The 24,513-nt window shown below is 62.8% G+C and carries 22 protein-coding genes, 1 other RNA gene and 3 pseudogenes; 18 read left to right on the top strand and 8 right to left on the bottom strand.

Annotation, left to right across the window (positions count from 1 at the left end; genetic code table 11):
* The first annotated feature begins 13 nt into the window (after nt 1-13).
* From NKH41_RS10030 to NKH41_RS10015, 4 genes and pseudogenes are all read left to right on the top strand, one after another.
* Nucleotides 14-1,432 carry an FAD-binding oxidoreductase gene (locus tag NKH41_RS10030; protein WP_352767789.1) on the top strand — a complete coding sequence of 473 codons (1,419 nt, stop codon included), beginning with the start codon at nt 14-16 and terminating at the stop codon, nt 1,430-1,432.
* Nucleotides 1,433-1,437: 5 nt separating this feature from the next.
* Complete coding sequence (locus NKH41_RS10025) at nt 1,438-1,995, top strand: hypothetical protein (protein WP_352767790.1); 558 nt, start codon at nt 1,438-1,440, stop codon at nt 1,993-1,995.
* A gap of 103 nt (nt 1,996-2,098) precedes the next feature.
* Nucleotides 2,099-2,617 (top strand): annotated as a pseudogene (locus NKH41_RS10020) (hypothetical protein).
* Between the two features lie 114 nt (nt 2,618-2,731).
* Nucleotides 2,732-6,853, top strand: coding sequence for an AsmA family protein (locus NKH41_RS10015; RefSeq protein WP_352767792.1), 4,122 nt, complete (start codon nt 2,732-2,734; stop codon nt 6,851-6,853).
* Nucleotides 6,854-6,864: 11 nt separating this feature from the next.
* On the opposite strand, the pseudogene NKH41_RS10010 reads toward NKH41_RS10015, so the two are convergent.
* Nucleotides 6,865-7,170 (bottom strand): annotated as a pseudogene (locus NKH41_RS10010) (MarR family winged helix-turn-helix transcriptional regulator); the annotation flags it as partial.
* An 86-nt stretch (nt 7,171-7,256) separates the two neighbouring features.
* Here NKH41_RS10010 and NKH41_RS34135 point away from each other — a divergent pair.
* Nucleotides 7,257-7,580: a hypothetical protein gene (locus NKH41_RS34135; RefSeq protein ID WP_502895654.1), complete on the top strand. Its 324-nt coding sequence runs from the start codon at nt 7,257-7,259 to the stop codon at nt 7,578-7,580.
* On the opposite strand, the gene NKH41_RS10000 is transcribed toward NKH41_RS34135, so the two are convergent.
* The 4 genes from NKH41_RS10000 to NKH41_RS09985 form a co-directional block, all read right to left on the bottom strand.
* Nucleotides 7,544-7,765, bottom strand: a complete 222-nt coding sequence (locus NKH41_RS10000; protein ID WP_352450079.1) for a ribbon-helix-helix domain-containing protein — start codon at nt 7,763-7,765, stop codon at nt 7,544-7,546. The genes NKH41_RS34135 and NKH41_RS10000 overlap by 37 nt on opposite strands.
* Nucleotides 7,766-7,785: 20 nt before the next feature.
* Nucleotides 7,786-7,989: a DUF4169 family protein gene (locus tag NKH41_RS09995; RefSeq protein WP_023676708.1), complete on the bottom strand. Its 204-nt coding sequence runs from the start codon at nt 7,987-7,989 to the stop codon at nt 7,786-7,788.
* 18 nt (nt 7,990-8,007) lie between these two features.
* Complete coding sequence (locus NKH41_RS09990; RefSeq protein ID WP_352539556.1) at nt 8,008-8,544, bottom strand: SspB family protein; 537 nt, start codon at nt 8,542-8,544, stop codon at nt 8,008-8,010.
* Nucleotides 8,545-8,678: 134 nt separating this feature from the next.
* The gene (locus NKH41_RS09985) at nt 8,679-9,368 is read right to left on the bottom strand and encodes a TetR/AcrR family transcriptional regulator (RefSeq protein WP_352614320.1); all 690 of its coding nucleotides are present in this window, start codon (nt 9,366-9,368) and stop codon (nt 8,679-8,681) included.
* A gap of 168 nt (nt 9,369-9,536) precedes the next feature.
* Between NKH41_RS09985 and NKH41_RS09980 the strand changes: the two genes are divergently transcribed.
* Together NKH41_RS09980 and NKH41_RS09975 are read left to right on the top strand one after the other, a co-directional pair.
* The gene (locus tag NKH41_RS09980; protein WP_023676705.1) at nt 9,537-10,742 is read left to right on the top strand and encodes a multidrug effflux MFS transporter; all 1,206 of its coding nucleotides are present in this window, start codon (nt 9,537-9,539) and stop codon (nt 10,740-10,742) included.
* 101 nt (nt 10,743-10,843) lie between these two features.
* Nucleotides 10,844-11,779, top strand: coding sequence for a LysR family transcriptional regulator (locus NKH41_RS09975; RefSeq protein ID WP_352767793.1), 936 nt, complete (start codon nt 10,844-10,846; stop codon nt 11,777-11,779).
* On the opposite strand, the gene NKH41_RS09970 is transcribed toward NKH41_RS09975, so the two are convergent.
* Nucleotides 11,733-12,473, bottom strand: coding sequence for an SDR family oxidoreductase (locus NKH41_RS09970; protein WP_352767794.1), 741 nt, complete (start codon nt 12,471-12,473; stop codon nt 11,733-11,735). The genes NKH41_RS09975 and NKH41_RS09970 overlap by 47 nt on opposite strands.
* Nucleotides 12,474-12,917: 444 nt before the next feature.
* On the opposite strand from NKH41_RS09970, the pseudogene NKH41_RS09965 reads away from it, so the two are divergent.
* Nucleotides 12,918-14,607 (top strand): annotated as a pseudogene (locus NKH41_RS09965) (acetolactate synthase 3 large subunit); the annotation flags it as partial.
* A 98-nt stretch (nt 14,608-14,705) separates the two neighbouring features.
* On the opposite strand, the gene ssrA reads toward NKH41_RS09965, so the two are convergent.
* Nucleotides 14,706-15,061: a transfer-messenger RNA gene (gene ssrA / locus NKH41_RS09960) on the bottom strand.
* A 161-nt stretch (nt 15,062-15,222) separates the two neighbouring features.
* Between ssrA and NKH41_RS09955 the strand changes: the two genes are divergently transcribed.
* From NKH41_RS09955 to NKH41_RS09930, 6 genes are all read left to right on the top strand, one after another.
* Nucleotides 15,223-15,534, top strand: coding sequence for a DUF2853 family protein (locus NKH41_RS09955; RefSeq protein ID WP_023676702.1), 312 nt, complete (start codon nt 15,223-15,225; stop codon nt 15,532-15,534).
* A 113-nt stretch (nt 15,535-15,647) separates the two neighbouring features.
* Complete coding sequence (locus NKH41_RS09950; protein ID WP_352471610.1) at nt 15,648-16,442, top strand: thymidylate synthase; 795 nt, start codon at nt 15,648-15,650, stop codon at nt 16,440-16,442.
* A 286-nt stretch (nt 16,443-16,728) separates the two neighbouring features.
* Nucleotides 16,729-17,520 carry a molybdate ABC transporter substrate-binding protein gene (gene modA, locus NKH41_RS09945; RefSeq protein WP_352767798.1) on the top strand — a complete coding sequence of 264 codons (792 nt, stop codon included), beginning with the start codon at nt 16,729-16,731 and terminating at the stop codon, nt 17,518-17,520.
* A 15-nt stretch (nt 17,521-17,535) separates the two neighbouring features.
* Complete coding sequence (gene modB, locus NKH41_RS09940) at nt 17,536-18,240, top strand: molybdate ABC transporter permease subunit (protein ID WP_352539561.1); 705 nt, start codon at nt 17,536-17,538, stop codon at nt 18,238-18,240.
* On the top strand, nt 18,237-19,349 hold the full coding sequence (gene modC, locus NKH41_RS09935) for a molybdenum ABC transporter ATP-binding protein (protein WP_352767799.1): 1,113 nt from the start codon (nt 18,237-18,239) through the stop codon (nt 19,347-19,349). Before modB ends, modC begins: the two co-directional genes overlap by 4 nt.
* An 81-nt stretch (nt 19,350-19,430) precedes the next feature.
* Entirely contained in the window at nt 19,431-19,772 is a 342-nt protein-coding gene (locus NKH41_RS09930) for a winged helix-turn-helix domain-containing protein (RefSeq protein ID WP_023676697.1), read from the top strand.
* 32 nt (nt 19,773-19,804) lie between these two features.
* Here the strand turns inward: NKH41_RS09930 and cobF are convergent, their stop codons facing one another.
* A complete protein-coding gene (gene cobF, locus NKH41_RS09925) occupies nt 19,805-20,578 on the bottom strand; it encodes a precorrin-6A synthase (deacetylating) (RefSeq protein ID WP_352767801.1) in 774 nt (257 codons plus the stop codon).
* Between the two features lie 141 nt (nt 20,579-20,719).
* Here cobF and NKH41_RS09920 point away from each other — a divergent pair, with 141 nt between their 5' ends.
* The 4 genes from NKH41_RS09920 (at nt 20,720) to hflC (ending at nt 24,466) form a co-directional block, all read left to right on the top strand.
* Complete coding sequence (locus tag NKH41_RS09920) at nt 20,720-21,730, top strand: DUF4424 domain-containing protein (protein WP_352539564.1); 1,011 nt, start codon at nt 20,720-20,722, stop codon at nt 21,728-21,730.
* A complete protein-coding gene (locus NKH41_RS09915; protein WP_352767803.1) occupies nt 21,730-22,248 on the top strand; it encodes a dihydrofolate reductase in 519 nt (172 codons plus the stop codon). Before NKH41_RS09920 ends, NKH41_RS09915 begins: the two co-directional genes overlap by 1 nt.
* A 161-nt stretch (nt 22,249-22,409) precedes the next feature.
* Nucleotides 22,410-23,504, top strand: a complete 1,095-nt coding sequence (gene hflK / locus NKH41_RS09910; RefSeq protein WP_352767804.1) for an FtsH protease activity modulator HflK — start codon at nt 22,410-22,412, stop codon at nt 23,502-23,504.
* Nucleotides 23,504-24,466, top strand: coding sequence for a protease modulator HflC (gene hflC / locus NKH41_RS09905; protein WP_352539565.1), 963 nt, complete (start codon nt 23,504-23,506; stop codon nt 24,464-24,466). Before hflK ends, hflC begins: the two co-directional genes overlap by 1 nt.
* Nucleotides 24,467-24,513: the final 47 nt, after the last annotated feature.

The following is a 24,513-nucleotide window of genomic DNA, read 5'->3' as shown; positions in this document are numbered from 1 at the left end:
CGCGGAGGAATCGATGGCTCTAAGCGACCTCAATCCGGTCGAGCGCAACGAAGAAGGCATTGCCGCCGTACTCGGCATCCTCAAGCAGCGGCTCGGCGAGCGATTCCAGACCGGCCAGGCGATCCGGGCCCAGCACGCGCACACCACGACCTATATCCCGACGCAGGCGCCGGACGGCGTCGCCTTTGCCGAGACGACGGAGGAGGTGCAGGAGATCGTGCGCGCATGCGCGGCACATCGCGTGCCGGTGATCGCCTTTGGCGTCGGTTCCTCGCTGGAAGGCCACACCAATGCGCCGGGCGGCGGCATCTCGCTCGATACGTCACGCATGAACCGCATCATTGCGGTCAATCCGCAGGACCTCGACTGTACCGTCGAGCCCGGCGTGACGCGCGAGGATCTGAACCGGCACCTGCGCGACACCGGCCTGTTCTTTCCGATCGACCCGGGCGCCAACGCCTCGCTCGGCGGCATGGCGGCGACACGAGCGTCGGGCACCAACGCGGTGCGCTACGGCACGATGCGCGAAAACATCCTGTCGTTGACGGCGGTGATGGCCGACGGGGAAGCAGTGACGACCGGCAAGCGCGCCAAGAAGAGCTCGGCCGGCTATGATCTGACGCGGCTGCTGATCGGTTCGGAAGGCACGCTTGGCATCATCACCCAGCTGACCTTGAAGCTGCAGGGCATTCCACAGGCGATTTCAGGCGGCGTCTGCCCGTTTCCCAGCCTCGAGGCGGCGTGCAACGCGGTGATCGCGACCATCCAGATGGGCATTCCGGTGGCGCGCATAGAATTGGTCAACGCGCTGCAGATGCGGGCGATGAAGACCTATTCGAAGCTCGACTATCCGGAGAGCCCGTGCCTGTTCGTCGAGTTCCACGGCAGCGATGCCAGCGTCGCCGAACAGGCCGAGACCTTCGGCATGATCGCCGAGGAAAATGGCGGCGGTCCGTTCCTGTGGACCAGCGTCGCCGAAGAGCGGACAAAATTGTGGAAAGCCAGGCACGATGCCTACTGGTCGTCGCTGACGCTGCGGCCGGGCGCCAAGGGCCTGTCGACCGATGTCTGCGTGCCGATCTCGCGCTTTGCCGAATGCGTCACGGAGACCGAGGCGGATATCGCCGAGATGGGCCTGATCGCCCCGATCGTCGGCCATGCCGGCGACGGCAATTTCCATGTGCTGGTGCTGATGGACGTGGATGACCCGAAAGAGATCGCACTGGCCGAAAAATTCGTGGCGCGGCTCAATATGCGCGCCATCGCCATGGACGGCACCTGCACTGGCGAGCACGGCATAGGGCAAGGCAAGATCGGCTTCCTGCGGCATGAGCTCGGCCATGGCGTCGACATCATGCGCACGATCAAGCAGGCGCTCGATCCGCTGAACATCATGAACCCGGGGAAGATACTGCCGGGCGTGGGGAAGTAAGGGGTATGGCCGCCCTTGAGACACTTCTGCCAATCGAGGTGCCACCGTCGTCCGCCGGTGCACCGTTGCCTCACATCTTTGCGGATGAAGGCAAGCTGCTCATCACCTACGTCGCCAACAGGCCGGAGCCGTCATTCGATGGCACGAATCCGCGTTCGGTTTCGCCGGCAACGGATAACCAGCCCATCGCAATCCTGACGGCGGATCCTTATCTGGCACTGCAATTCGGCCCGCCGAATGACGAAGCCATCAACGGGCATCGGCTTTATGGGCTCGGGTTGAAGCCATATTCCGCGTTCGAAGTTTTCAACTCGTCCTGGATCGCTTCTCTGGAAAGGGCAAATCGGGTTCACCCATCCCATACCCCTGAGCTGTTTTCAGGCTATCGCCATTTCATCCTGACGTTTCAAGATTCGACGCTGGAATTCATCGCTAAGAGTTTCTCGACTAGTGTTCGCGAGGGAGCGGTGTTGAGCGCACTGATGGAGAGCGTTGGCCATTCTGTTCTAGCGCATCGTGTCAAACCAACTGGATTTTTCACACGGCTTTTGAGACGCGGTTGATCGCCGAGACTTCCATGTGTCTTGATCGCATCGCCGTTTGGTCGCAGACTTCGGCCCAAGAGAACCGGGAAGAAGCGGTCTTCACCAACGGAGGAGCGGTGTCATGGCGATTTCGTGCAAGGAAGAGGCTCGGGCACTGAGCGCCGACGAGCACGGTCTGGTCCAGAATCGCACCATCCGGCGGTGCAGGGTCATGCCGACGCCGAGCTTGCCGGCCTGGTCAAGCTGCTGAGAGAACGGCGCGACGAGGCGCAGACCGAGGCGCATCGGCGCCGACGCGAAATACGCGGCAAAGGCTCGCCGAAGGGGACTGCCGCCTCAAAGCTGATGGCGGCTCGCAGTTGAAGCTTGCAGTGCTGGCGATGGCCATGCGACGGCTCAATGGCGAGACCGAACGCCGCCGCCAACTGTTGGCGCGTGTTTCGCTGGTCGAGAATGCACGCAAGGCGCTGTCCATGAGCAAGGCGCTGCCGCGGACGGTCCCGAGTTCAACACGCGTACCGCGCACAAAGGCATGCGCGCGGTCGTGAGCCGGCGGCCAGAGAATCTGATCCGACCGATGGAACGCGGCCGGCAGCGGCAGGCGGCAAAGGTGGCGCAAGCAAAGCGCGACGCGCGCTGAGTTTTCTTGGCTACCTTCTTTTGCTCTGGAGCCAGTCTGGCGGGAATTGCCTCTTTATCGACACGCTGATGCGGATAGAGTGCGGCTGACTTTCAATCAACCGCTTCGGAGTTCATGCTCGCACGCCTGTTCGTGATCTTCGGTGGGCTTCTCGTGCTGGTGCTGTGTGCGGCGCTGGTGGTGCCGTACTTTGTCGACTGGACAGGTTACCGTGCCGATTTCGAGCGCGAGGCCAGTGCCGTCCTGGGCCGCAAGGTGACCGTGCGAGGCGATGCAACGGCAAGGCTGTTGCCGTTCCCCTCCGTGACCTTTTCCAACGTCGCCGTTGCCGGTGGCCCTAACGGCCAGCCGGCGATGACCGTCGAAACCTTTTCGATGGATGCAGAACTCGCGCCATTCCTGCGCGGCGAGGTGCTGATCTTCGACATGCGCCTGGTGAGGCCGAAGGCGAGGATTGACATCGCCGCCGACGGCACGGTCGACTGGACGATACGGCCGTCCTCGCCCTTCGATCCCGGCCAGATCTCCATCGAGAAGCTGACGGTGACGGAAGGACAGATCGCGCTCAGCCACGCCGCCGGCGGGCGCAGCCATCTTATTTCCGAGATCAACTCGACGATCTCGGCCAAGTCGCTGGCCGGCCCCTGGCGGCTGGACGGCTCGCTGTTGCTGGACGGGTTGCGGACGACGATCGCCGCTTCCACCGGCAAGGCCGAACCGGACGGGCAAATGCGGCTCAGGCTCAAGGCCGATCCGGACGCCTATCCGCTGGTCATCGAGACCGACGGCAATGTGGGCCTCGTCGAGGGCGCCGCCGTCTATTCGGGCCAGTTCAAGATATCGGGCGCAGACCAGACTGCGGCGCGGCAGCTGGGCACCGGCGGCGAGGCGCTGAAAGTCAGCGCCGGCAAACCGGACCCGGGCTTCAGGCTGAACGGCAAGTTTTCGCTCGACCACCAGAAGCTCGGCGTCGACGAATTCCGCTTCGAGACCGGGCCGCGCGACAATCCCTACACTGCCGACGGCAAGGCTGCGGTCGACCTTGGGCTGAAGCCGCATTTCTCGATCGAGGCCGATGGCGCGCAGGTGCAGTTCGACGAGGCCGTGGGGGCGGCGGCCGGTGCCGGATTGACGCTGTCCGAGCGGGTGGCGGCGCTGGAGCAGGCGCTGCTCGACCTGCCGAAGCCGACCATACCGGGCACGGTCGAGGTGAAACTGCCGGCGGTGGTGGCAGGCGATACCACCGTTCGCGACGTGCACCTGTCCGCCGAGCCAGCCGAGGGCGGCTGGGCGGTAAAATCGCTGGCCGCCACGCTGCCCGGCCGCGCCAAGCTGGAAGCCAACGGCATGGTCAGCGTCGAGGACCATTTCGGTTTCACCGGATCGCTGCTTCTGGCGGTGGCGCAGCCCTCCGGCTTCGCCGCATGGCTGTCGAAGGACGTCGACGAGGCGATCCGCCGCTTGCCGGCCGCCGGCTTCAAGGCCAAGGTGGATTTGAGCGAGAAGCACCAGGCCTTCAGCGATCTCGAACTCATCCTCGGCAAGGCGAAGTTCTCCGGCCGCATCGATTCCAGCCAGCCCGACGACACAAGGCCATCGGTGCTGATGCAACTGGAAGGTGGCGAACTCGATGTCGACGGGCTCGCCGCCTTCGCCTCGATCTTCGTCAGCGACAAGGGCGCCAACCGCTTTTCCGACCGCGACCTCGATTTCCAGATCAAGGCCGGGCCGGTCAGCGCCGGCGGGTTGACCGCCGATAGCGTCGACACCGCGCTTAGATTGCGCGATGGGCTGCTTGAGATCGATCGCCTGTCGGTCGGCGGACTTGCCGGCGCCTCGATCAGCGCTACCGGTCGAATCAAGGATTTCCCGGCGAGCCCGACCGGCAAGCTCGACGCCTCGGTGGTCGCCGTCGACCTCAAGCCGCTGATCGACGTCGCCGTCCAGCATTATCCCGACAATGCAGTGCTGAAGGGCCTGGCGGAGCGTGCTGCTGCCTATCCCGAGCTGTTCCAGGATGCGCGTATCGATGCGGTCACGAGTGCCGCAGACAATGGCGACGGTACGACTGGACTGGCAATGAGCGCACAGGGCAAGGCCGGTGGCTCGGCCTTTTCGGCGTCGTTGTCCGGCAAAGGGGCGCTCGACCGGCCTCTCGAAGCGCCGGTGACGCTGACCTTCAACGCAAGGAACGCCGACGCCACCGCGCTGCTGGCGCTTTACGGTCTGCCGGCGCTGCCACTCGGCATGCTTGGCGAGGCGACCACCGAGGTCTCGGCCAAAGGCACGCTTGGCGGCGGCCTGGCGACACGCTTCAGCCTGGCCGGCAACGACTTCAAAGCTGGTTTCGACGGGACAATTGCCGACACGCCTCAAGGCGCGGCCGCCAAGGGCAAGGTCAGCCTTGAAACGGCCGACATCGAGCCATGGCTGATGACGACCGGCGTCGGCCTGCCCGGCATGGGCACCGGCATGTCGACGTCGCTTGCAGCCGATGCCGATTACGGCAATGGTCTCCTGGTGCTGAGCGGCCTCAGCGGCGCCGTCAACGAAGCGGCGGTCTCCGGTGACGTAAATATCGACATCAAAGAGGGGCTGCCGCATCTTGCCGGCGCGCTGTCGCTGGACGAGCTGGACCTCGATCCGATGGCGGTGATGCTGTTCGGTGACCAGGCCTTCCTTGTCAATGACAGGACCTGGCCGACAGCACCGTTCAGCCAGAAATCCAGTCTGCCATTTACCGCCGATCTCGATCTGACGGCGGCGTCGCTTGCCGCCGGCCCGCTTGCCACCGCCTATGACGCTGCGCTGTCGCTGCAGCTCGACCAGGAGGGCATCCGCGTTTCCGACCTCAAGGCAAAGTTCCTCGGCGGCGCGTTGAGTGGCCTGTTCGAGCTCAAGAACAATGACGGCACCGGGCTTTTCTCCAGTCAGATGAAACTCGCCGGCGCCGATCTGGTAGCCGTGCTGCCGGAGGCCGGCATCAGCGGAAGCGGCGAGTTCTCGACGGCGCTTTCGACCAGCGGCAAATCGGTCGACGCGATGGTTGCGGCGCTGTCCGGTTCCGGCACGGCGACGCTGAAGGGCATGACTATTGCCGGCTTCAATCCCGATGCCTTTGGCGCATTCATTGCCAAGGCCGACGCGATAGGGCGCGATATCGACGCGTCGAAGACCGCCGGCTTTGTGCCGCAGATCGCCGCGGCGGGCAGTTTTCCGGCGCAGGACACCGATATTGCCTTCACCATCGCCGGCGGCACGCTGAGGGCGCCGCCGGTCAAATTCGAAAGCCCGGGCGCGACGCTGTCCGCCGACATCACCGCCGATCTGAACACCAGCACCGTCGATGCCAAGGGCGAGATCGCCTACCGGCCCGGCGATGAGGCGCTGGTCGGCTCCGAACCGATTTTGAATTTCAGCGTCGACGGGCCGTTTGGCGCCACCAAACGGCAGTTCGACAGCGAGCCGCTGGCACAGTTCCTGACCCAGCGTGCGCTGGAAAAGGAGCAGCAGCGGGTCGAAGCCATGCAAGCCGCACTGCTCGAGAAACAAAGGCTGCGGCGTGAGGTGCGCTACTACGCTGCGCTGCAAACCGAGCGTGAAAGAGCGGCGGAGGAACTGCGCAGGCAACAGGAAGCAGCGCGGCTGAAGGCCGAGGCCGACGCCAAGGCAAAGGCCGAAGCCGAGGCTCAGGCCCAGGCCGAAGCCGAGGCGAGGGCGCAGGCTGAAGCCAAGGCGAAGGCTGAAGCGGACGCCAAGGCACAGGCGGATGCGGAGGCGAGGGCGCAGGCTGAGGCCAAAGCGAAAGCTGAAGCGGACGCCAAGGCAAAGGCCGAAGCTGAGGCGCAGGCCCAAGCCGAAGCGGAGGCCAGGGCGCAGGCTGAAGCCAAGGCAAAGGCGGATGCAGCGGCGAAAGCCGAAGCCGAGGCCAGGGCGAAAGCCGAGGCGGCTGCAAAGGCCGCAGCGGATGCCGAAGCCAAAGCCAAGGCGGCGCAACAGGCTGCCGAGGAAGCAGCGCAGGCCGAAGAACAGCAACGCCAGAGGGCGGAAGAGGCGTTGCGGATCGCCTCGGAAGAGAAGGCAAGGCTCGACGCCGAACGCAAGGCCGCGGCGGAGCGCGCGGAACGGGAGCCACCGGCCGCAAACAACGTGCCACCGCCAGTGCAGCCCCCGCCAAAGCTCAAGCTCGATCCCTCGTCGATCGACGATCTGCTGAAATCGCTGAATGGCGGGTGACGGCGCATCCCTTATGTGTCGCCTCCAGCAAGCAAGCGCTTCAGCATCGGCTCGATCCGCCCGAGTTCGTCGAGATGAGCGGCTGACAGATCGGCGAGACTGTCGTCGGCGCGCTCGGTCAGCCGCAGCAGCACGCGGCGGTGGTCCTCCTCGTCGTGGTCCCTCGCGACCAGCCCGGCTTCGCAAAGACGGTTGACCAATTCCACTGCGCTGTGATGGCGGATGCGCAGGCGCTCCGCGAGGTCGCCAATGGTCACTGGCCCTCCGCCGGGGAACCCTTTGATTGCAAGCAGGGCCTGATGCTGGCGTGGTGTCACCAACATCGCTCGTGCCCGCCATCTTCGGTGGCACGGCCGGCGACCCATCCGCAAGTCGGCACGCCGCCAGAAAGCAAGGTCTGCAAATGAAGTCCGATCACGCCAACCCCAGCCATCTGCGCGATTTTACCACCGATGCCCGGGTGCTGCTCATTGCCGGCATAGCGGTGGTGGTTGCGACGGCGGGGTTGTTTGCCGGCATTGCCCTCTTGAAGCTGATCCGGCTTGCCACGAACATCGCCTATTTTGGCCAGTTCACGCTCGCCGACCTGAAACTGCAGGATACGCCGCTTGGCAGGCCGAAGAACGCGACCGTTCGGCTTTGCTGGGCTTCCGTATCCGGCGCAGGAAACAGGATAGCGTTGCCTGAAGGCTACAACTTGCCGCGCTTGGCCCAATCCAGCACATAGAGCCGGAGCGCCGAGGAGAGATTGGCATCCCGCGGGCGGCTCTCGTCGATTTCGGCGACAAGGGCGGCGAGCGTCAGTTTTCGCACGGCCGCGATGGCGACCAGGTCGTCGTAAAAAGGCTTTTCGAGCGAATAGCTGGTGCGGTGGCCGCGAATGGTGACCGAGCGTTTTTCCACCGGGCTCACGAGACGATCCTACTCACACTTCAAGCATCGGATTTGTCCGAATCGCCCGAATTTTCGCGGCGATGGCCGGCGACGAATTTATCGGCCTTGTCGGCGATCAGGCGGTCGCGATCCCGGCTGGGTTTGGAACGGCCATGCAGCGCCCGGTTCTGTTCGGCCAGGCGCTCCTTCTCGGCTCGCGCCTTCTGCTTGCGTGCCTGACGGAGATTGACGATCTCGGCCATGTCACGCCGCCCGTCGGGTCACTTCTTGCGGAAGGCGTCAAGCGACACCACGTCGGCGCCCTTGGCGACGGCGTCGGCCGCGGCAGGCTTCTTTTCCGCCTCGGCGGTTTTCTTCTTCGACTCGGGCTTTTTCTCGGCGACGATGGCCAGCGGTTCGGGAGCAGGCTTGGCCTTTGTCTCCTGTTCCGCCGGGGTATCGGTCTTGACGTCGAATTCGAGCTCGAAGTTGACGGACGGGTCGTAAAAGCCGCGTACGGCCGAGAACGGGATTTCCAGTTTCTCCGGCACGTCGGAAAACGACAGCCCGACCTCAAAGCCGGTGTCGCTCACCTTCAGGTCCCAATACTGGAACTGGATGACGATGGTCATCTGTTCGGGATAGCGCTCGCGTAGCCGCGACGACACGCGCACGCCCGGCGCGCCGGTGAGAAAGGTGATGAAGAAATGATGGTTGCCCGGGAGACCGGTGCGCGCGACTTCGGCCAGGACCTTGCGCATGACGCCGCGCAACGCCTCCTGGGCCAGAATGTCGTAGCGGATGTGGTCGTCGGCCATGTGGCTGTCGGGTTCCGTTGAATCGTCCTGATAGCTGTAATCAAGCTTGAGCGCGGCGTAAACCGGATATAGATCGCCGGCGTGCGGAAGCGAAGCCCATTGGCGACGATTTGATCGTCAAACAGCTTTGATCGTCAAGCGCTGGCGAGCGCGCCCTGATTGCTCGCCCGGGCCACAGGCTGCCGCTTGCCGAAGGCGCGCAGGAAGGTGCGCACGCCATTTGTCGCCGATTGGACCACCTCGTCCTCGGTCGGTGTGCCGCCGAGCATGAACGTCGTCTGCAACTCGGCATTGGCAAGCGCCATGAACTGGCGCGCTGCGACATCGGGATCGTCGATGTCAAGGAAGCCCGCATGAGCGAGGCGGGCGAAGCGGGCGGCGATCGCCGGCCATGTCCTGCCCGGTCCTTCTTCGCGCCATTCGGCGAACAACTCGGGATAGCGCCCGCCCTCGGTCTGGATCAGCTTGCGCAGGAATTTGCCGTCGCGGTTGCAGATGCAGTTGTGGTTCATCCGCACAGCAAAGGCGATGAGGTCGGCCTCGAGATCCTTCGGCTGATCGGGAAAAGTGGAAATCGTGGCAAAGATGCCGGCATTGCAACGTTCGGTGAGGTCGCGGACGATGGCAACGAAGAGTTTTTCCTTGTCGCCGTGATGATTGTAGATGGTCTGGCGGGAGACGCCGGCCTCGGCGGCAATCATGTCGATATTGGCACCGGCAAAGCTTTCGCGGCAGAAGACCGAGGCGGCGGCATCGACAATCGATATGCGCTTGGCCTCGTGGCCTCGCGGCGGGAAAATGTCAGGAGAGACGTTGGCCTTCATGCAAAACTATATAGAGGTGGTTGACGAATTAGACAAGCCTGTCTAAATTTGTGGACTTGCACGAAGGGGGTTTCGTTCCGCAGAAGAGTCGGAACTCCACGGGATGGAACGTCCTAGGGTTACACGTCGGTCCTCGGCGGCAACCAGAATTCGAAAGAGCCTGCTATCATGAACGCCAAATTCCTCCGCATTGCGGTCGTGCTCGGCCTATTGTCCGCGATCGGCCCGTTTGCCATCGACATGTATCTTCCGGCCCTGCCTTCAATCGGCGAAGATCTGCATGCCGGCACTGCCGCGGTGCAGATGAGCCTGCTGATCTTCTTTCTTTCCATGGGCTTCGGCCAGATCGTCGTCGGACCGATCTCCGACATGGTCGGCCGCAAGCTGCCACTCTACGGCGGCCTGGCGCTGTTCATGGTCGGCGGCGTCGGCTCGGCGCTGGCTCCCTCGATCGAATGGCTGATCGCCTTCCGCTTCCTGCAAGGGCTCGGCGCCAGCGCCGGCATGGCCGTGCCGCGCGCGATCGTGCGCGATCTGCATACCGGCACCGAGGCCGCCAAGCTGATGTCGCTGCTGATGCTTGTGTTTTCGGTGTCGCCGATCCTGGCACCGCTGACCGGTAGCCAGATCATCGAGAATTTCGGCTGGCGCGCCGTGTTCTGGACGGTGACGGGCGCGGCCGTGCTCGCCACCATCCTGCTGGCGACCTCGCTCAAGGAGACACGGCCGGTCGAGGAGCGCGCCGGGTCGTCCTTCGGGACGGCACTTTCCGGCTACCGCTTCCTGATGGGCGACCGCAACTTCCTTGGCCTGACGGCCATCGCCGGCTTCGGCATTGCGAGCTTCTTCGTCTATCTGTCGAGCTCGTCCTTCATCCTGATCGACCATTATGGCCTGTCGCCTTCGGTTTACAGCGTGTTCTTCTCGATCAATGCGGTTGCCTTCATCGGCATGTCGCAGCTGACCGGGTTGCTATCGGAGCGGTTCGGGCTGCAGCGCGTGGTGCGCGTCGCGGTGACCGGCTATGCGACGACGATGGTGGTGCTGTTCGCGGTGATGGCATCGGGTGTCGACCGGCTCGACGTGATGGCGGCGCTGCTGTTCATCGGCTACGGCTTTCTCGGCCTGGTCATCCCGACGACGTCGGTGCTGGCCATGGAAGAGCATGGCGAGATCGCCGGTACCGCGTCGGCGCTGATGGGCACGCTGCACTTCGCCATCGGCGCGGTCGCCATGGGCGTCGCCGGCGTGTTTTTCGACGGCACGCCGCTGCCGATGGTGGCGGGCATCACGCTCTGCGCAGCGATCTCCTTCACACTGGCCAAAATAACGCTCGGCCGCAGCCGGGACGTCGCGGAAGCGCCGGCGGAGTAAACTTCGCTTATCGAGACAAAAAGGCCGGGCGATGTTCCCGGCCTTTTCACGTTTGCGGTCCCGGTTCAAAGCAGCCTATGCCTATATGACGGGTTCAGGACATGCAGCTTCGACATCTCAAAACCTTCGTGGCGGTCGCCACCACCTTGAACATCACACGCGCCTCCGAGCGGGTTCATCTTGCCCAATCGAGCGTGACCGAACAGATCCAGGCGCTGGAAAGCGATCTAGGCACGTCGCTGTTCGACAGGTCACGGCGTGGCTTGAAGCTGACGGCGGCGGGACAACGCCTGCTGGACTATGCAAACGATCTCCTCGACCTCGCGGACGAAGCCCGTTCCGCTGTCGCCGACGCGAGCGGCACCGTTGCCGGTCGCCTGACTGTCGGCGGCCTGGAGACGCTTTGCTCGACACGCTTGCCAGCTCTGCTGGCGGAATTCCATCGGCGCCATCCCGATGTGGAACTGAACCTCAGGGCGGACGATAGCAGTGGGTTGCGTGCCGGCGTGACAAGCGGGGCGCTGGACGTATCTTTCCATTTCGGAGCCGTCCCGGCGGCGCCGCCGGAGCTGCGAAGCGAGCAAGTGGCATTAGAAGAGCTCGTCACCATAATGCCGGCAAATCACCGGTTGGCCGGATATTCTGCCATAACGCCCGACGATCTGGCCGACGAGGCCTTCCTCGTCACCCAGCCCGGTTGCGTCTATAGGCGGATGTTCGACGAAACGTTTGCCGCAACATTGCCTGACCGTCCAAAACTCGTCGGCGAGTTCGCCAGCATGGGCGCGATACGGAGCCTTGTTGAAGGCGGTCTTGGATGCGCGCTGGTCCCGCGTCTCGTGGCTTCCGCGGCTGACGCCAATATCGTCGTGCTGCCCTGGGTCGGAAGCAGCCCGGTGACGCCGGTCACCATGGTATGGCGCCACCGGCGCATTCAAGCGCCGGTGCTGCGGCTGTTCCTTGCAATGGTCCGCGAAATTTTGGCCATCGCTAGACCAGTCGCTGGCCACCATCGACATGAAGCACGGTTCCGGTGATGAAGCCGTTGTGCATGAGGGACGTGATGGCTTGGGCAATGTCGGCTGCCTGGCCGATCCGGCCGACGAGCAGACGCTTTGCCATGGCGTCCAGCGCGGCTGTCTTTCCGCTGCCGACGACGGCATCCCAAATCGGCGTGTTGACCCAGCCGGGCGAAACGACGTTGACGCGGATCGGCGCCAGTTCGACGGCAAGCGCGTAGGCGAGTGAGCCAAGTGCCCCATTAACGGCTGCCACCACCGAGCCTTTCGCCGCCGGACGATAGGCGGCGATGCCCGAGGTCAGCGTGATCGATCCCCCGGGCGTCAGACGAGGCGCGCCATGTTTGGCAAGAAGAAGCGGTCCGACGACTTTGGAATCCATCACTTTGCGCGCCACCGAGATATCCATCTCGGGAAGCAACACATAGACGCCGGTAACGTCGGCGGCGGTCGAGACGATGTGGTCGAGCGTGCCGACATCCTGGAACAGGCGCTGGACCTCGTCCTCGCTTGTGACGTCGGCTGCGATCGTCCTCAGCCTTTCCGGGTGAGGCAAGCGCTGCCGTGCGGCCGACAACCGGTCCTCGGAGCGGCCGACGATCGTAACCTCGGCGCCGGCGGCAAGCTGCTGTTCGGCCAGCGACAGCCCCATGCCGGAACTGCCGCCAACGATCAGGATGCGTTCGTGTTTTGGTGTGGTTTCCTGGTTCATCTTATCTCTCCATGAGGCAGCTCGCCGGGCATGACCACACGCGGCGAGAAACTGAGGCCTTGTCCCGCAAAGGCGTAGAAGAAGGGAAACGGGAAGAAACGAATGCTGCCATCGGAGGTTCCGATGATGGGAGGCCCTTGGGCTTTCGCCTCAGCCTGAGACGCCTCAGCCTGAGACGTTGACGATGCGCGATTTTCTGTGTAGCAGCGATCATCATGAAGATCGCAATGGTTCTTGCAGTGGTAGGAAAGCGCACGGGCAGGATGGTGTAACCATCCGGCGACAGCCACCCGTGCGCGACAAACAGGCTCCCGACGGGGCCTTTTTTTATGCCCGAAATTCTTCTTACGCCCGATTTCGGCGATGCCCCGTCAGCCCATCCTCATCACGCTACGGGACAGAACCATGACAAGCGATAATTCCATTCAGCATACGAGCAACCGCATGACAGGAGCGGAGATCGTTCTCCGCGCACTCAAAGACAATGGTGTGGAGCATATTTTCGGCTATCCCGGCGCGGCCATATTGCCGATCTACGACGAGATATTCCAGCAGGACGACATCAAGCATATCCTCGTGCGCCACGAACAGGGCGCCGGCCATGCCGCGGAGGGTTATGCCCGGTCCACGGGCAAGGTCGGCGTGATGCTGGTCACATCAGGCCCAGGCACGACGAATGCCGTGACGCCCCTGCAGGACGCGCTGATGGATTCAGTGCCGATCGTCTGTCTGTCCGGACAAGTGCCGACAACATTGATCGGCTCCGATGCCTTTCAGGAATGTGACACGATTGGCATCACGCGATCCTGCACCAAGCACAACTCTTTGGTCAAAGACGTCAATGACCTGGCGTCAGCAATCCATAGGGCGTTCCACATCGCCCGGTCGGGGCGACCGGGGCCTGTTCTCGTCGACATGCCAAAGGACGTTCTGTTTGCGTCCGGCGTGTATACGCCGCCATCGGGTGTTGCTGCGCTGAAAAATTATCAACCGAAGCTTCAGGGCGATATCGGCAAGATCGGCCAGGCGATAGCACTGATGGCCAATGCCAGCCGTCCCGTTATCTATGCCGGCGGCGGCATCGTCAATTCCGGCCCGGAAGCATCGAGATTGCTCAGGGAGCTGGTTCAACTGACCGATTTTCCGGTCACCTCGACGCTTATGGGCCTTGGAGCTTACCCCGCCTCCGGCAAAAACTGGCTCAAGATGGTCGGCCTGCATGGTTCCTATGAGGCGAACATGGCGATGCACGATTGCGACGTCATGATCTGTATCGGCGCGCGCTTCGATGACCGCGTGACCTCGCGTGTGGACGCTTTTTCGCCGAACTCCAGCAAGATCCATATCGATATAGATCCGTCCTCGATCAACAAGAACGTCCACGTCGATATCGGCATACAAGGCGATGTCGGCAATGTTCTGGATGACATGGTTCGTCTATGGCGCGCATTGCCTCAGAAACCGGATGGTGAACAAGGACGTGATCATGCCGCAATATGCGGTGCAGCGTCTCTACGCGCTGACGAAGGATCGCGACACATACATCACCACAGAAGTGGGCCAGCATCAGATGTGGGCGGCCCAATTCTACGGCTTGGAAAAGCCGAACCGCTGGATGAGTTCGGGCGGCCTCGGGACGATGGGCTACGGCCTGCCGGCGGCGCTGGGCGTGCAGATCGCACATCCGGACAGCCTCGTCATCGATATCGCCGGCGACGCATCGGTTCAGATGACCATGAAAGAGATGTCGACGGCAGTCCAGTACGACGCGCCGATCAAGGTCTTCATCCTGAACAACGGATATATGGGCATGGTTCGCCAGTGGCAGCAAATTCTCCACGGCAACCGCCTCGCGCATTCCTATTCCGAGGCTTTGCCCGATTTTGTCAAATTGGCCGAGGCGTTCGGAGCGGTCGGCCTGCGCTGCGACAAACCAGCCGACCTTGATGATGCGATCCAGGAAATGATCGATGTGGACCGGCCGGTGCTCCTTGACTGTCGTGTTGCCAAGCTCGCCAATTGTTTTCCGATGATCAGGACGGGCAGGGCGCACAATGAGATGCTTCTGTCATATGAGGCTACCGACGAGACCTTTGGCAGCGCGATCGAAACGATCAGCCAGGGACTGGTATGAACGCCGCGGCGCCAGGGCGTATCAGGGCGTAAAAAGCCGAAGCCCGCAGCTGCACATATCGGGCGAGCCTGCGGCTGCGCATATCAAAAAGGGGGAGAAATGGAGGTTTCTGTTGCCAGGTACCTCCGAACCCCGCCTAGAAGTGCGAACCACTAGGGCTTGAATTGAAGCTATCGCACCGCTTACGCGGCGAGACGTGCTTCCGCATAGTTGTCGTTGGCAACTATAAGTTTAGCCCGATAACGGTGGTACAATGCCGGGCAAAAGTACGATCTTTACACCTTCGTCGATCCTATTTCGCCCCCAGCAAAAGCCGCTCCTGAGCAGCGGTTTTTGGTGGAGGCGCCGGGTACCGCCCCCGGGTCCGAACGGCTTATTTCATCGCCTGTTTATCGCCATAGTCGGTCGAACCGACGAAGCGAATATAGGGACTGGCGGTGGAAAATGAAAGGCCGGAATGCCACTTTCGTCCGTGCCAAAGTGGATCATGAAGGGTTGACTTGCAGCCGGTCTCAACCGAAGCTTTGTGGCGGTGAGGAGACCTAGCGCATACTTGCGGCAGCGCGCCACAATCCTCATCGACCGGATCCCGTGGCGCCGACGAGGGGAAATTCGATGGCCGATTATCTCGCAGACGTAAAGAAGTATGATGCGGCGGCGGATGCCGACGCGGTCGCCAAGATCGTCAAGCATCTGGGCATCGCGCTCAGGAACCGCGATTCCTCGCTAGTGTCCTGCACCGACCCGGAGGAACTGAAGCGCGTCAGGAACAGCTGGGTCGCCGGCAAGCTCGGCGTCACCGACGGTGCCAAGGCGGATGCGGCTATCGAAAAGACCTGCAAGGCTATGGCGGCCGACAACAGCAAGAGCCGGGTGACATTCTATTACCTCGTCGCCAAGGATCTGGGCATGCTCGGCTCGCTCTGAGCAACCTCGCCGCCGGTGCTGGTGAAACTTCTGCTGGAATCGTCTCGCTTTGCTGTGTTCGGCCGACGGTCATTCGGCTATGATGGCTGATAACCCGAATCGGACCGGAGCCGATGCGCCAGTATCTCGACCTTCTGAAGCATGTGCTGGAAAACGGCGCTGATCGCGGCGACCGCACGGGCACCGGAACGCGCTCGGTATTCGGCTACCAGATGCGCTTCGACCTGGCCCGCGGCTTTCCGGTCACCACCACCAAGAAGCTGCACCTGAAGTCGATCATCCACGAACTTTTGTGGTTCCTGGCCGGCGACACCAACATCAAATATCTCAACGATCACGGCGTCTCGATCTGGGATGAGTGGGCCGACGAGAACGGCGATCTCGGCCCGGTCTATGGCAAACAATGGCGGTCGTGGCCGGACGGCCATGGCGGCGCTATCGACCAGATCGCGAATCTTCTGAAGGAGATACGCAAAAATCCTAATTCGCGGCGGCTGATCGTTTCGGCGTGGAACCCGGCCGAGGTGGAGGCCATGGCCTTGCCGCCCTGCCACTGCCTGTTCCAGTTCTATGTTTCGGAAGGCAAGCTTTCCTGCCAGCTCTACCAGCGTTCGGGCGATATCTTTCTCGGTGTGCCGTTCAACATCGCTTCCTATGCGTTGCTGACGCTGATGGTGGCGCAGGTGACCGGATTGAAACCCGGCGATTTCATCCACACGCTCGGCGACGCGCATCTTTACTCGAACCATTTCGAGCAGGCGCGCGAACAATTGCGGCGCACGCCCAAGGCGTTGCCGACGCTGTGGATCAATCCCGAGGTGAAGGATCTCTTTGCCTTCCGCTTCGAGGATTTCCAGCTCGAGAACTATTTCGCCGACGCGACGATCAAGGCACCGATCGCGGTCTAGCACCATAGCTGACTGTGCATGTCGACATTGCCTACTGCGGCTACGCCCTCGGGCGTTGTCAGCATCCATCTTTATTGGCCGACGTCGACTTGACGCGCAATCCCTGGTCGCTGATTTTCATGTGAATATTTCCTTCGGCCTCGGTGCCGCTGTATCCAACGAAGATTATCGCAGGCCGGGAAAACCTCAGCTCAGAATGCCGTAGGCGGTAAAGAGCCTTTCCTTGTTATGTTCACATGGATATATCGATGGACGGCTTCGGGCGTTCCGAGACGAGGAGAGTTTCATGCTGGCGCGCAAAGGTTCGACGACGATTACCATCGCGGGTCTCGCCGCCATCCTGATGGCCGCGGTGCCGGCGGCCCAAGCCGATGACAAGGTGGTCGTATTTGCCGCGGCGAGCCTGAAGGATGGGCTCGATGCCGTCAACAAGGCCTGCGAGGCCGATGTCGGCGAGGCGGCGACCATTTCCTACGCGGCGAGCTCGGCGCTGGCCAGGCAGATTGAAAGCGGCGCGCCAGCAGACCTGTTCATCTCGGCCGATCTCGACTGGATGAAATATCTTGCCGACAGGAAGCTGACCAAGCCCGAAACCGAAGTGAAACTGCTCGGTAACCAGATCGTTCTGGTTGCGCCACGGGATTCCAAGGTTGAAACCAGGATCGAAAAGGGTTTCGATCTTGCCAAGCTCGTCGGTGACGGCAAACTTGCCATGGGCGATGTCAAAGCTGTGCCGGCAGGCAAATACGGCAAGGCAGCCCTCGAATCGCTCGGTGCCTGGTCTTCGGTCGAAGGCAAGGTGGCGCAGGCCGAGAATGTCCGCGCCGCCCTAAAGCTGGTGTCGACCGGCGAGGCAGCACTCGGCATCGTCTACGCCACGGATGCGCATGCGGAGCCTGGCGTGAAGGTGGTCGGCACTTTCCCCGCGGGTACCCATCCGCCGATCATCTATCCAGTCGCCCAGCTTGCGGATTCGAAGAGCAGGGATACGCCGGCATTCCTGAAATGCCTGCAATCCGCCAAGGCTGGCGAACTCTTCAAGGCGCAAGGTTTTACAATCCTCGCGCCGAGCAACTGACGTACGGCACCGCACATGAACTGGCTGCTGGATCTCGCTCCCGACGAATGGAATGCGGTCCGGCTGTCGATCAAGGTGGCGACCGTGGCGATGATTGCCAGCCTGCCGCCGGGCATCCTGATCGCTCTTGTGCTTGCCCGCGGCCAGTTCTGGGGCAAGACGCTGCTCAATGGTCTGGTGCATCTGCCGCTGATCGTGCCGCCGGTGGTGACCGGCTATTTGCTGCTGTTGACTTTCGGCAAGCGTGGTCCGGCCGGCGCTTTCCTGGCCGAACATTTCGGGATCGTTTTTTCCTTCCGCTGGACTGGCGCCGCGCTCGCCTGCGGCGTGATGGGCTTTCCGCTGATGGTGCGGGCCATCCGGCTGTCGATCGAGGCCGTCGACCGCAAAATCGAGGCGGCCGCCGGCACGCTCGGCGCCAATCCGCTATGGGTATTCGGCACGATCACGCTGCCGCTGATCCTGCCCGGGCTGATCGCCGGTGCGATCCTCTCCTTCGCCAAGGCGATGGGCGAATTCGGCGCGACGATCACCTTTGTCTCCAACATTCCGAACGAGACGCAGACGCTACCGTCGGCGATCTACACTTTCACGCAGGTTCCCGGCGGCGACGCCGGCGCGCTCAGGCTGACGCTGATCTCGATCGTCATCTCGATGGCGGCACTTGTTGCCTCGGAAGTGCTGGCGCGGCGTGTCGGCCGGCGGATGGACATCGAATGACGGTTCAGGTCGACATCAGCCACCGGCTTGGCGATTTCATCGTCAAGGCCCGCTTCGAAAGCGCCGGGCGGCTGACTGCGCTGTTCGGGCCTTCCGGCTCCGGAAAGACGACGCTGATCAATTTGATTGCCGGGCTGATCCGCCCCGACAAAGGTCGCATCGCGGCCGAGGGCCGCGTGCTGGTTGATAGCGATGCCGGTCTGTTCGTGCCGAAGCACAAACGGCGGATCGGCATGGTGTTCCAGGATGCGCGGCTGTTTCCGCATATGAGCGTGGCGAGCAATCTGCGCTATGGCCGCTGGTTCACGCCGGCTGCCGAGCGTTACGCCGATATCAATGGCGTGGTCGAACTGCTCGGGATCGGCCATTTGCTCGACCGGCGGCCGGCAAAACTCTCCGGTGGCGAGAAGCAGCGTGTGGCAATCGGCAGGGCGCTGCTTGCCAGTCCGAAATTGCTGCTGATGGACGAGCCGCTGGCTTCGCTCGATGAGCGGCGCAAAGCCGAGATCTTGCCTTATATCGAGCGGCTGCGCGACGAGACGAAAATCCCGATCGTCTATGTCAGCCACTCGATCGCCGAAGTGGCGCGGCTGGCGAGCGACGTCGTGGTGCTGATGCAAGGAAAGGTCGCCGCTTCCGGTCCGACCGGAGCGATCATGCAGCGTCTGGATCTATTGCCGGCCGAAGAGCGCGGCGAGGGCGGCGCCGTGCTGGATACCGCGGTTCTGCGCCACGACGAAGCCTTCGGCATGACGGTGCTAGGCTCGTTGGCGGGCGAGATCCGGGTGCCGCTTCTGGCAACGCCAGTCGGTGCGCCGGTGCGCGTCCGCATCCGTGCCCGCGACGTGATGATCGCCACCGAGCAGCCGGTTGGCCTCAGCGCGCTCAACATATTGCCGGGCACGATCGTGGCGATAGAGCCGGGCGAAGGGCCTACGGTCGAGATTGGCCTCGACTGCAATGGCGCAACCGTGCTTGCCCGCATCACCGAACAGTCGCGGCAGACACTGGGGCTTCGGCTTGGTCGACAGGCCTTCGCCGTGGTCAAGACGGTCAGCTTCGACCGGGCGAATACCGGCGCCGGCCTGCCCGCCGAGGCGGATGAGTGAACGGCCGATGATTCGCTATATCGTTTTGGAATAGCGGTATCGCCGCGGAACTTGTAGAATAGCGTGACCGCGGAGGAGCAAATGCCGTCGCTGAGTTTGCGGATAAATCTCGATCCAGATGGCCGCATCGGACCGGGCAAGATCGAGCTTCTGGAACAGATCGCCGCCTTCGGCTCGATTTCGGCCGCGGCACGCGGCATGGAGATGTCCTACAAGCACGCCTGGGATCTGGTCGAAGACATGAACCGCGTGTTCGGCAAGCCGCTGGTTGCGGCACAGACGGGCGGCAAAAAAGGCGGTGGCGCCCAGTTGACGTCGGTCGGGCTTGCTGTGGTCAGCCGCTTCCGCGCGATCGAGCGGGCTGCGTCTTCAGCAGCGGCGGCGCATATGGAGGCGCTGCAAGCCGAGATCGACGCAGCGTGACGCCGGCGGAATTCTGCCGCGTGTGATCCCTGTTACTTCTTAGGCTCGCCCGGCTTGCGCAGCAGATAGGTGTCCATGATCCAGCCTTTTTTCCGGCGGGCCTGCTCACGGGTGCTCACGATCTTGTCGCCGACGTCGCCAATCCGGCCCGAGATGACGATCTCGTCGGGCGTCCCGAGATAGGCGCCCCAGTGAACGGTGACGTCGTTGTCGTCCAGCGTGTTGAAGGCGCATTTGCCGTCCAGCATGACGATGGTGCTGCCGGCGTTTTCGGGCAGACCTTCCTCGGCGAGCCGGCGGCCGGTGGTGATCAAAATGGCGTCGCCGATCCGGTTCAATGCCATTTTGTGGCTGGCTGCGAGTGCCTGGATGGCGGTGATGCCAGGGATGACCTCCAGCTCGAACGCTACATTGCCTCTGAGGCGCACGCGCTCGAGGATGCGCAGCGCACTGTCATAGAGCGACGGATCGCCCCAGATCAGGAAGGCGCCGCAGCCATCTTCAGGGAGTTCGTCGCGGATCAGGCCTTCGTAGATCGCGGCGATCGCCTCGTGCCAGTCGTCGACGGTCGAGCGGTAGGAAGGCGCCGGCTCGGCGCGCACCGGTACATCGAATTCGACCCGGCGCGAGTTCGGATTGATGACGAAGCGGTCGCAGATATGGCGGCGCAATTCGGCGAGATCGTTCTTCTTCGCGCCCTTGTCGGGAATGAACAGCACGTCGGCCCGGTTGAGGCCATTAATGGCCTGGACCGTAATGTGCTCCGGATTGCCGGCGCCGATGCCGATGACGAGAAGCTTGCGCATGGGCGAACTCCTGCCCGATCGGGACCGGCGTGTCCAGACCGACACGACATGCCGGCAGGCGCCGGCGCATTTGCCGAAAGGCTTTGAAACGCCACATTGAACAGCTAGAGTCATGTTGGCATTCTCGCCGGGGGAGTTTCCATGTTCCGTTACGTCCTGACCGCAGCCTTGGCGCTCTCGGCTACGCCTGCGCTCGCCAATGATTCGGTCGCCGAACTCGGCACCGGTGGGCTGATTCTTTCGCGCAGCGATGCGGTGGCGATGGAAAGCGAGGATCTCTACATCTCGCCGGAAAAAGTGATGGTCGATTACGTCTTCCGCAACAATACCGACAAGGATGTCGATGCAATCGTCGCCTTTCCGATGCCCGACATCGAAGGCGACCCCGAAGAAATACCGGCGATTCCGGAGGCGCAGAGCGACAATTTCCTCGGCTTCGAAGTGACGATCGACGGGGTGCCGGCAAAGCCGCAGCTAGAGCAGAAGGTGTTCGCGCTCGGCATCGACATCGGCGCTGACCTGAAGGCGCAGGGCGTGCCGTTCTATCCGTTCGGCGATGCGGCCAAGGCAGCGCTGGCAAAGCTGCCGCAAGCGGTCGCCGACGACTGGGTCAACCGCGGCATCATCATCGAGGACACTGCTGACGACGGTTCGGGCATGAAGACCGTCTATACGCCGTTCTGGCAATTGCGCTCGACCTATTGGTGGCGCTCGACGTTTCCGGCCAACAAGGCGGTCCATGTCTCGCATCGCTACAAGCCGAGCGTCGGCGGCACCTCCTCGGTCAGCTTCTTCTATGACGGCCAGTTCCAGGGTCAGTATGCCGCCTACAAGACACGCTACTGCATGGACGATGCCTTCGAGAATGCCGTGCGCAAGGCAGCCAAGGACGATCCCGACGGCTACCCCAAATATTTCGAGAACCGCATCGCCTATATCCTGACCACGGGCGGCAACTGGGCGTCGGGAAACATCGGCAGTTTCAAGCTGACCGTCGACAAGGGCGATGCGAAGAACCTGGTCTCGTTTTGCGGCGAAAACGTCAGGAAGATCGGACCGACGACGTTCGAGATGAAGGCGCAGAACTTCTACCCCGAGCATGACATCGACATATTGCTGCTGGAGCCGTCGGATGGCGGAAACGGCGGCTGATGGACCTCGCGCTTTATGTCGCCATCGCCGAGAACGGCGTGATCGGGCGCGAGGGTGGGTTGCCGTGGCGGCTGTCCACCGATCTCAAGCGGTTCAAAGCCGATACGATGGGCAAGCCCATCATCATGGGCCGCAAGACCTATGAAGGCATCGGCCGCCCATTGCCGGGCAGGCTCAACATCGTGGTGACACGAGACAAGGCATGGCGCGCCGAGGGCATCGAAGTCGCGCACTCGATCGAGGACGCAATCGCGCTGGCGACGGTGCGCGGGCGCTGCATGGCCGGCGCCGACGAGATCTGCGTCATCGGCGGCGGCGAAATCTACGCTCAGGCGCTGCCGTTGGCCGATCGGCTGCACGTGACCCATGTTCTGGCCGCGGTCGACGGCGATGCCCATTTCCCGCCGATCGATCCGGCGCTGTGGCGGATCGTCCGCTCGCAGGAGGTGGAGGCTGGCGAAAAGGACAGCCATGCGACACGCTATTCGGTTTACGAGCGGCGCCGCGACGTGCATTGAAGGCGACAAAGGGGTCGCGACAGGTCTAGATGGACCCAAAGGCGGACAGTGGCGGCAGCCGATCGCGTTGAAAGCGTGCCGTCGCATCCCTATAGAAGAATAATATTGGATTTTGCGCCGGTGAGCCGGCGCTTGAGGGAATTCCAAGCGAAAGGACATTCATGCCCTGGAACGACAAGAGCGGCGGCGGCGGCCCGTGGGGCGGCAGCAACAATCAGGGGCCTTGGGGTCAGGGACCAAAAGGACCCAGCGGCCCGCAGGGCTCGCCTCCCGATCTCGAGGATATCATCCGGCGCGGGCAGGACCGGTTGCGGCGCGCGCTGCCGGGCGGCGGTGGCGCGAGCCCTGCCGTGTTCGGGCTGATTGCCGCGGCGCTGGTGGTGCTATGGGCGTTCAAGGCAGTGTACACCGTCCAGCCAGATGAAGTTGCGGTGGAGCTCAGGTTCGGCAAGCCGAAGGCGGAGCTGTCGCAGCCGGGCCTGCATTTCCATTGGTGGCCCATCGAAACGGTCGAGACCGCTAACATCGCCGAGCAGCTTGTCAGCATCGGCGGCGGCAGCACCAGCGGCGATGGCCTGATGCTTTCCGGCGACCAGAACATCGTCAACGTGCAATTCTCGGTGGCCTATCAGGTTTCCGACCCGAAGGCCTATCTGTTCGACGTGTCCGACCCGGGCGGCATGCTGCAGCAGGTCGCCGAAAGCGCGATGCGCGAAGCGGTCGGCCGGCGCCCGGCGCAGGACATTTTCCGCGACGACCGGCAAGGCATTGCGGCGTCGGTGCGTGAGATCATCCAGACGACGCTGGACGGCTACAAGGCCGGCCTCAACGTCAACGCAATTTCCATCGAGGACGCCGCGCCGCCGCGCGAGGTGGCAGACGCGTTCGACGAGGTGCAGCGGGCCGAACAGGACGAGGACAAGTTCGTCGAGCAGGCCAATCAGTATTCCAATCAGAAGCTCGGCCAGGCGCGCGGTGCGGCCGCACAGATCCGCGAAGACGCGGCCGCCTACAAGAACCGGGTCGTGCAGGAGGCCGAAGGCGAGGCGCAGCGCTTCATCTCGGTCTATGACGAATATGCAAAGGCGCCGGAAGTGACGCGCAAGCGGCTCTACCTGGAGACGATGGAGAGGGTGCTGAAGGATTCGAGCAAGGTCATCGTCGAGCAAGGCAACGGGCAAGGCGTGGTTCCCTACCTGCCGCTGCCGGCATTGCAGCAGAAGGCGCCGGCACCGGCCACCGGAGGAAACCAGTGATGGCCAACCGTCTTCCCGTCATTGCGGTCATCGCCGCGGTCATCCTGTTCCTGCTCTATTCGTCGGTCTTCGTCGTCAATGCGCGCCAGCAGGCGCTGGTGCTCAGGTTCGGCGAAATCGTCGACGTCAAGAACCAGCCGGGCATCTATTTCAAGGCGCCATTCTCCTTCTTCGATGCCGACACCGTCCAGCTGATCGAAAACAGGGTCCTGCGCTTCGACCTCGACAACATCCGTGTCCAGGTTTCGGGCGGCAAATTCTATGAGGTCGATGCCTTTATCGCCTATCGTATCTCGGACCCGCGTGTGTTCCGCGCCGCGGTTTCCGGCCAGATCGAACTGGCCGAGGCCCGGCTGAGGACGCGTCTCGACGCTGCCTTGCGCCGCGTCTACGGCCTGCGCGACTTCGAGGCGGCACTCTCGGAAGAGCGCGCCGTGATGATGCGCGAGGTGCGCGATCAGCTGAGGCCTGATGCCACCTCGCTTGGCCTGCAGATCGAGGATGTCCGCATCCGCCGCACCGATCTCACGGCCGAAGTCTCGCAGCAGACCTTCGACCGCATGAAGGCCGAACGTCTCGCCGAAGCCGAGCGGCTGAGGGCGCGCGGCAACGAGGCAGCGCAGCGGATCAGGGCTCGCGCCGACCGCGAAGTGGTCGAAATCGTCGCCGAAGCGCAGAAAGAGTCTGAAATCCTGCGCGGTGAAGGTGAAGCCCAGCGCAGCGCGACGTTTGCCGGGGCCTATCAGCGCGATCCGGCCTTCTTCGATTTCTACCGGTCGATGAATGCCTATGGCACGGCGCTGAACAGCGCAGGAACGACGATGGTGCTGTCGCCGAATTCCGAGTTCTTCCGCTTCTTCCGCGACCCGGACAGCAAGGAAACGCCTGCGGCACCGGCGGCAGCACCGCCAGCACCTGCCGCTCCCGCGCCACCGGCGGCTCAGCCAAGCACCGGCCAGTAGGGCCGGTGCAGGGATAGCCGGCGTAACAGAGGATTTATTCTCTGGCG

Origin of the sequence: Mesorhizobium sp. M1169 (genome assembly GCF_040318345.1) — a bacterium.
In the GTDB taxonomy this organism is placed as follows: Bacteria; Pseudomonadota; Alphaproteobacteria; order Rhizobiales; family Rhizobiaceae; genus Mesorhizobium.
The sequence above is the reverse complement of the archived record's forward strand: the minus strand, read 5'-3'. Positions and strand labels throughout refer to the sequence as shown.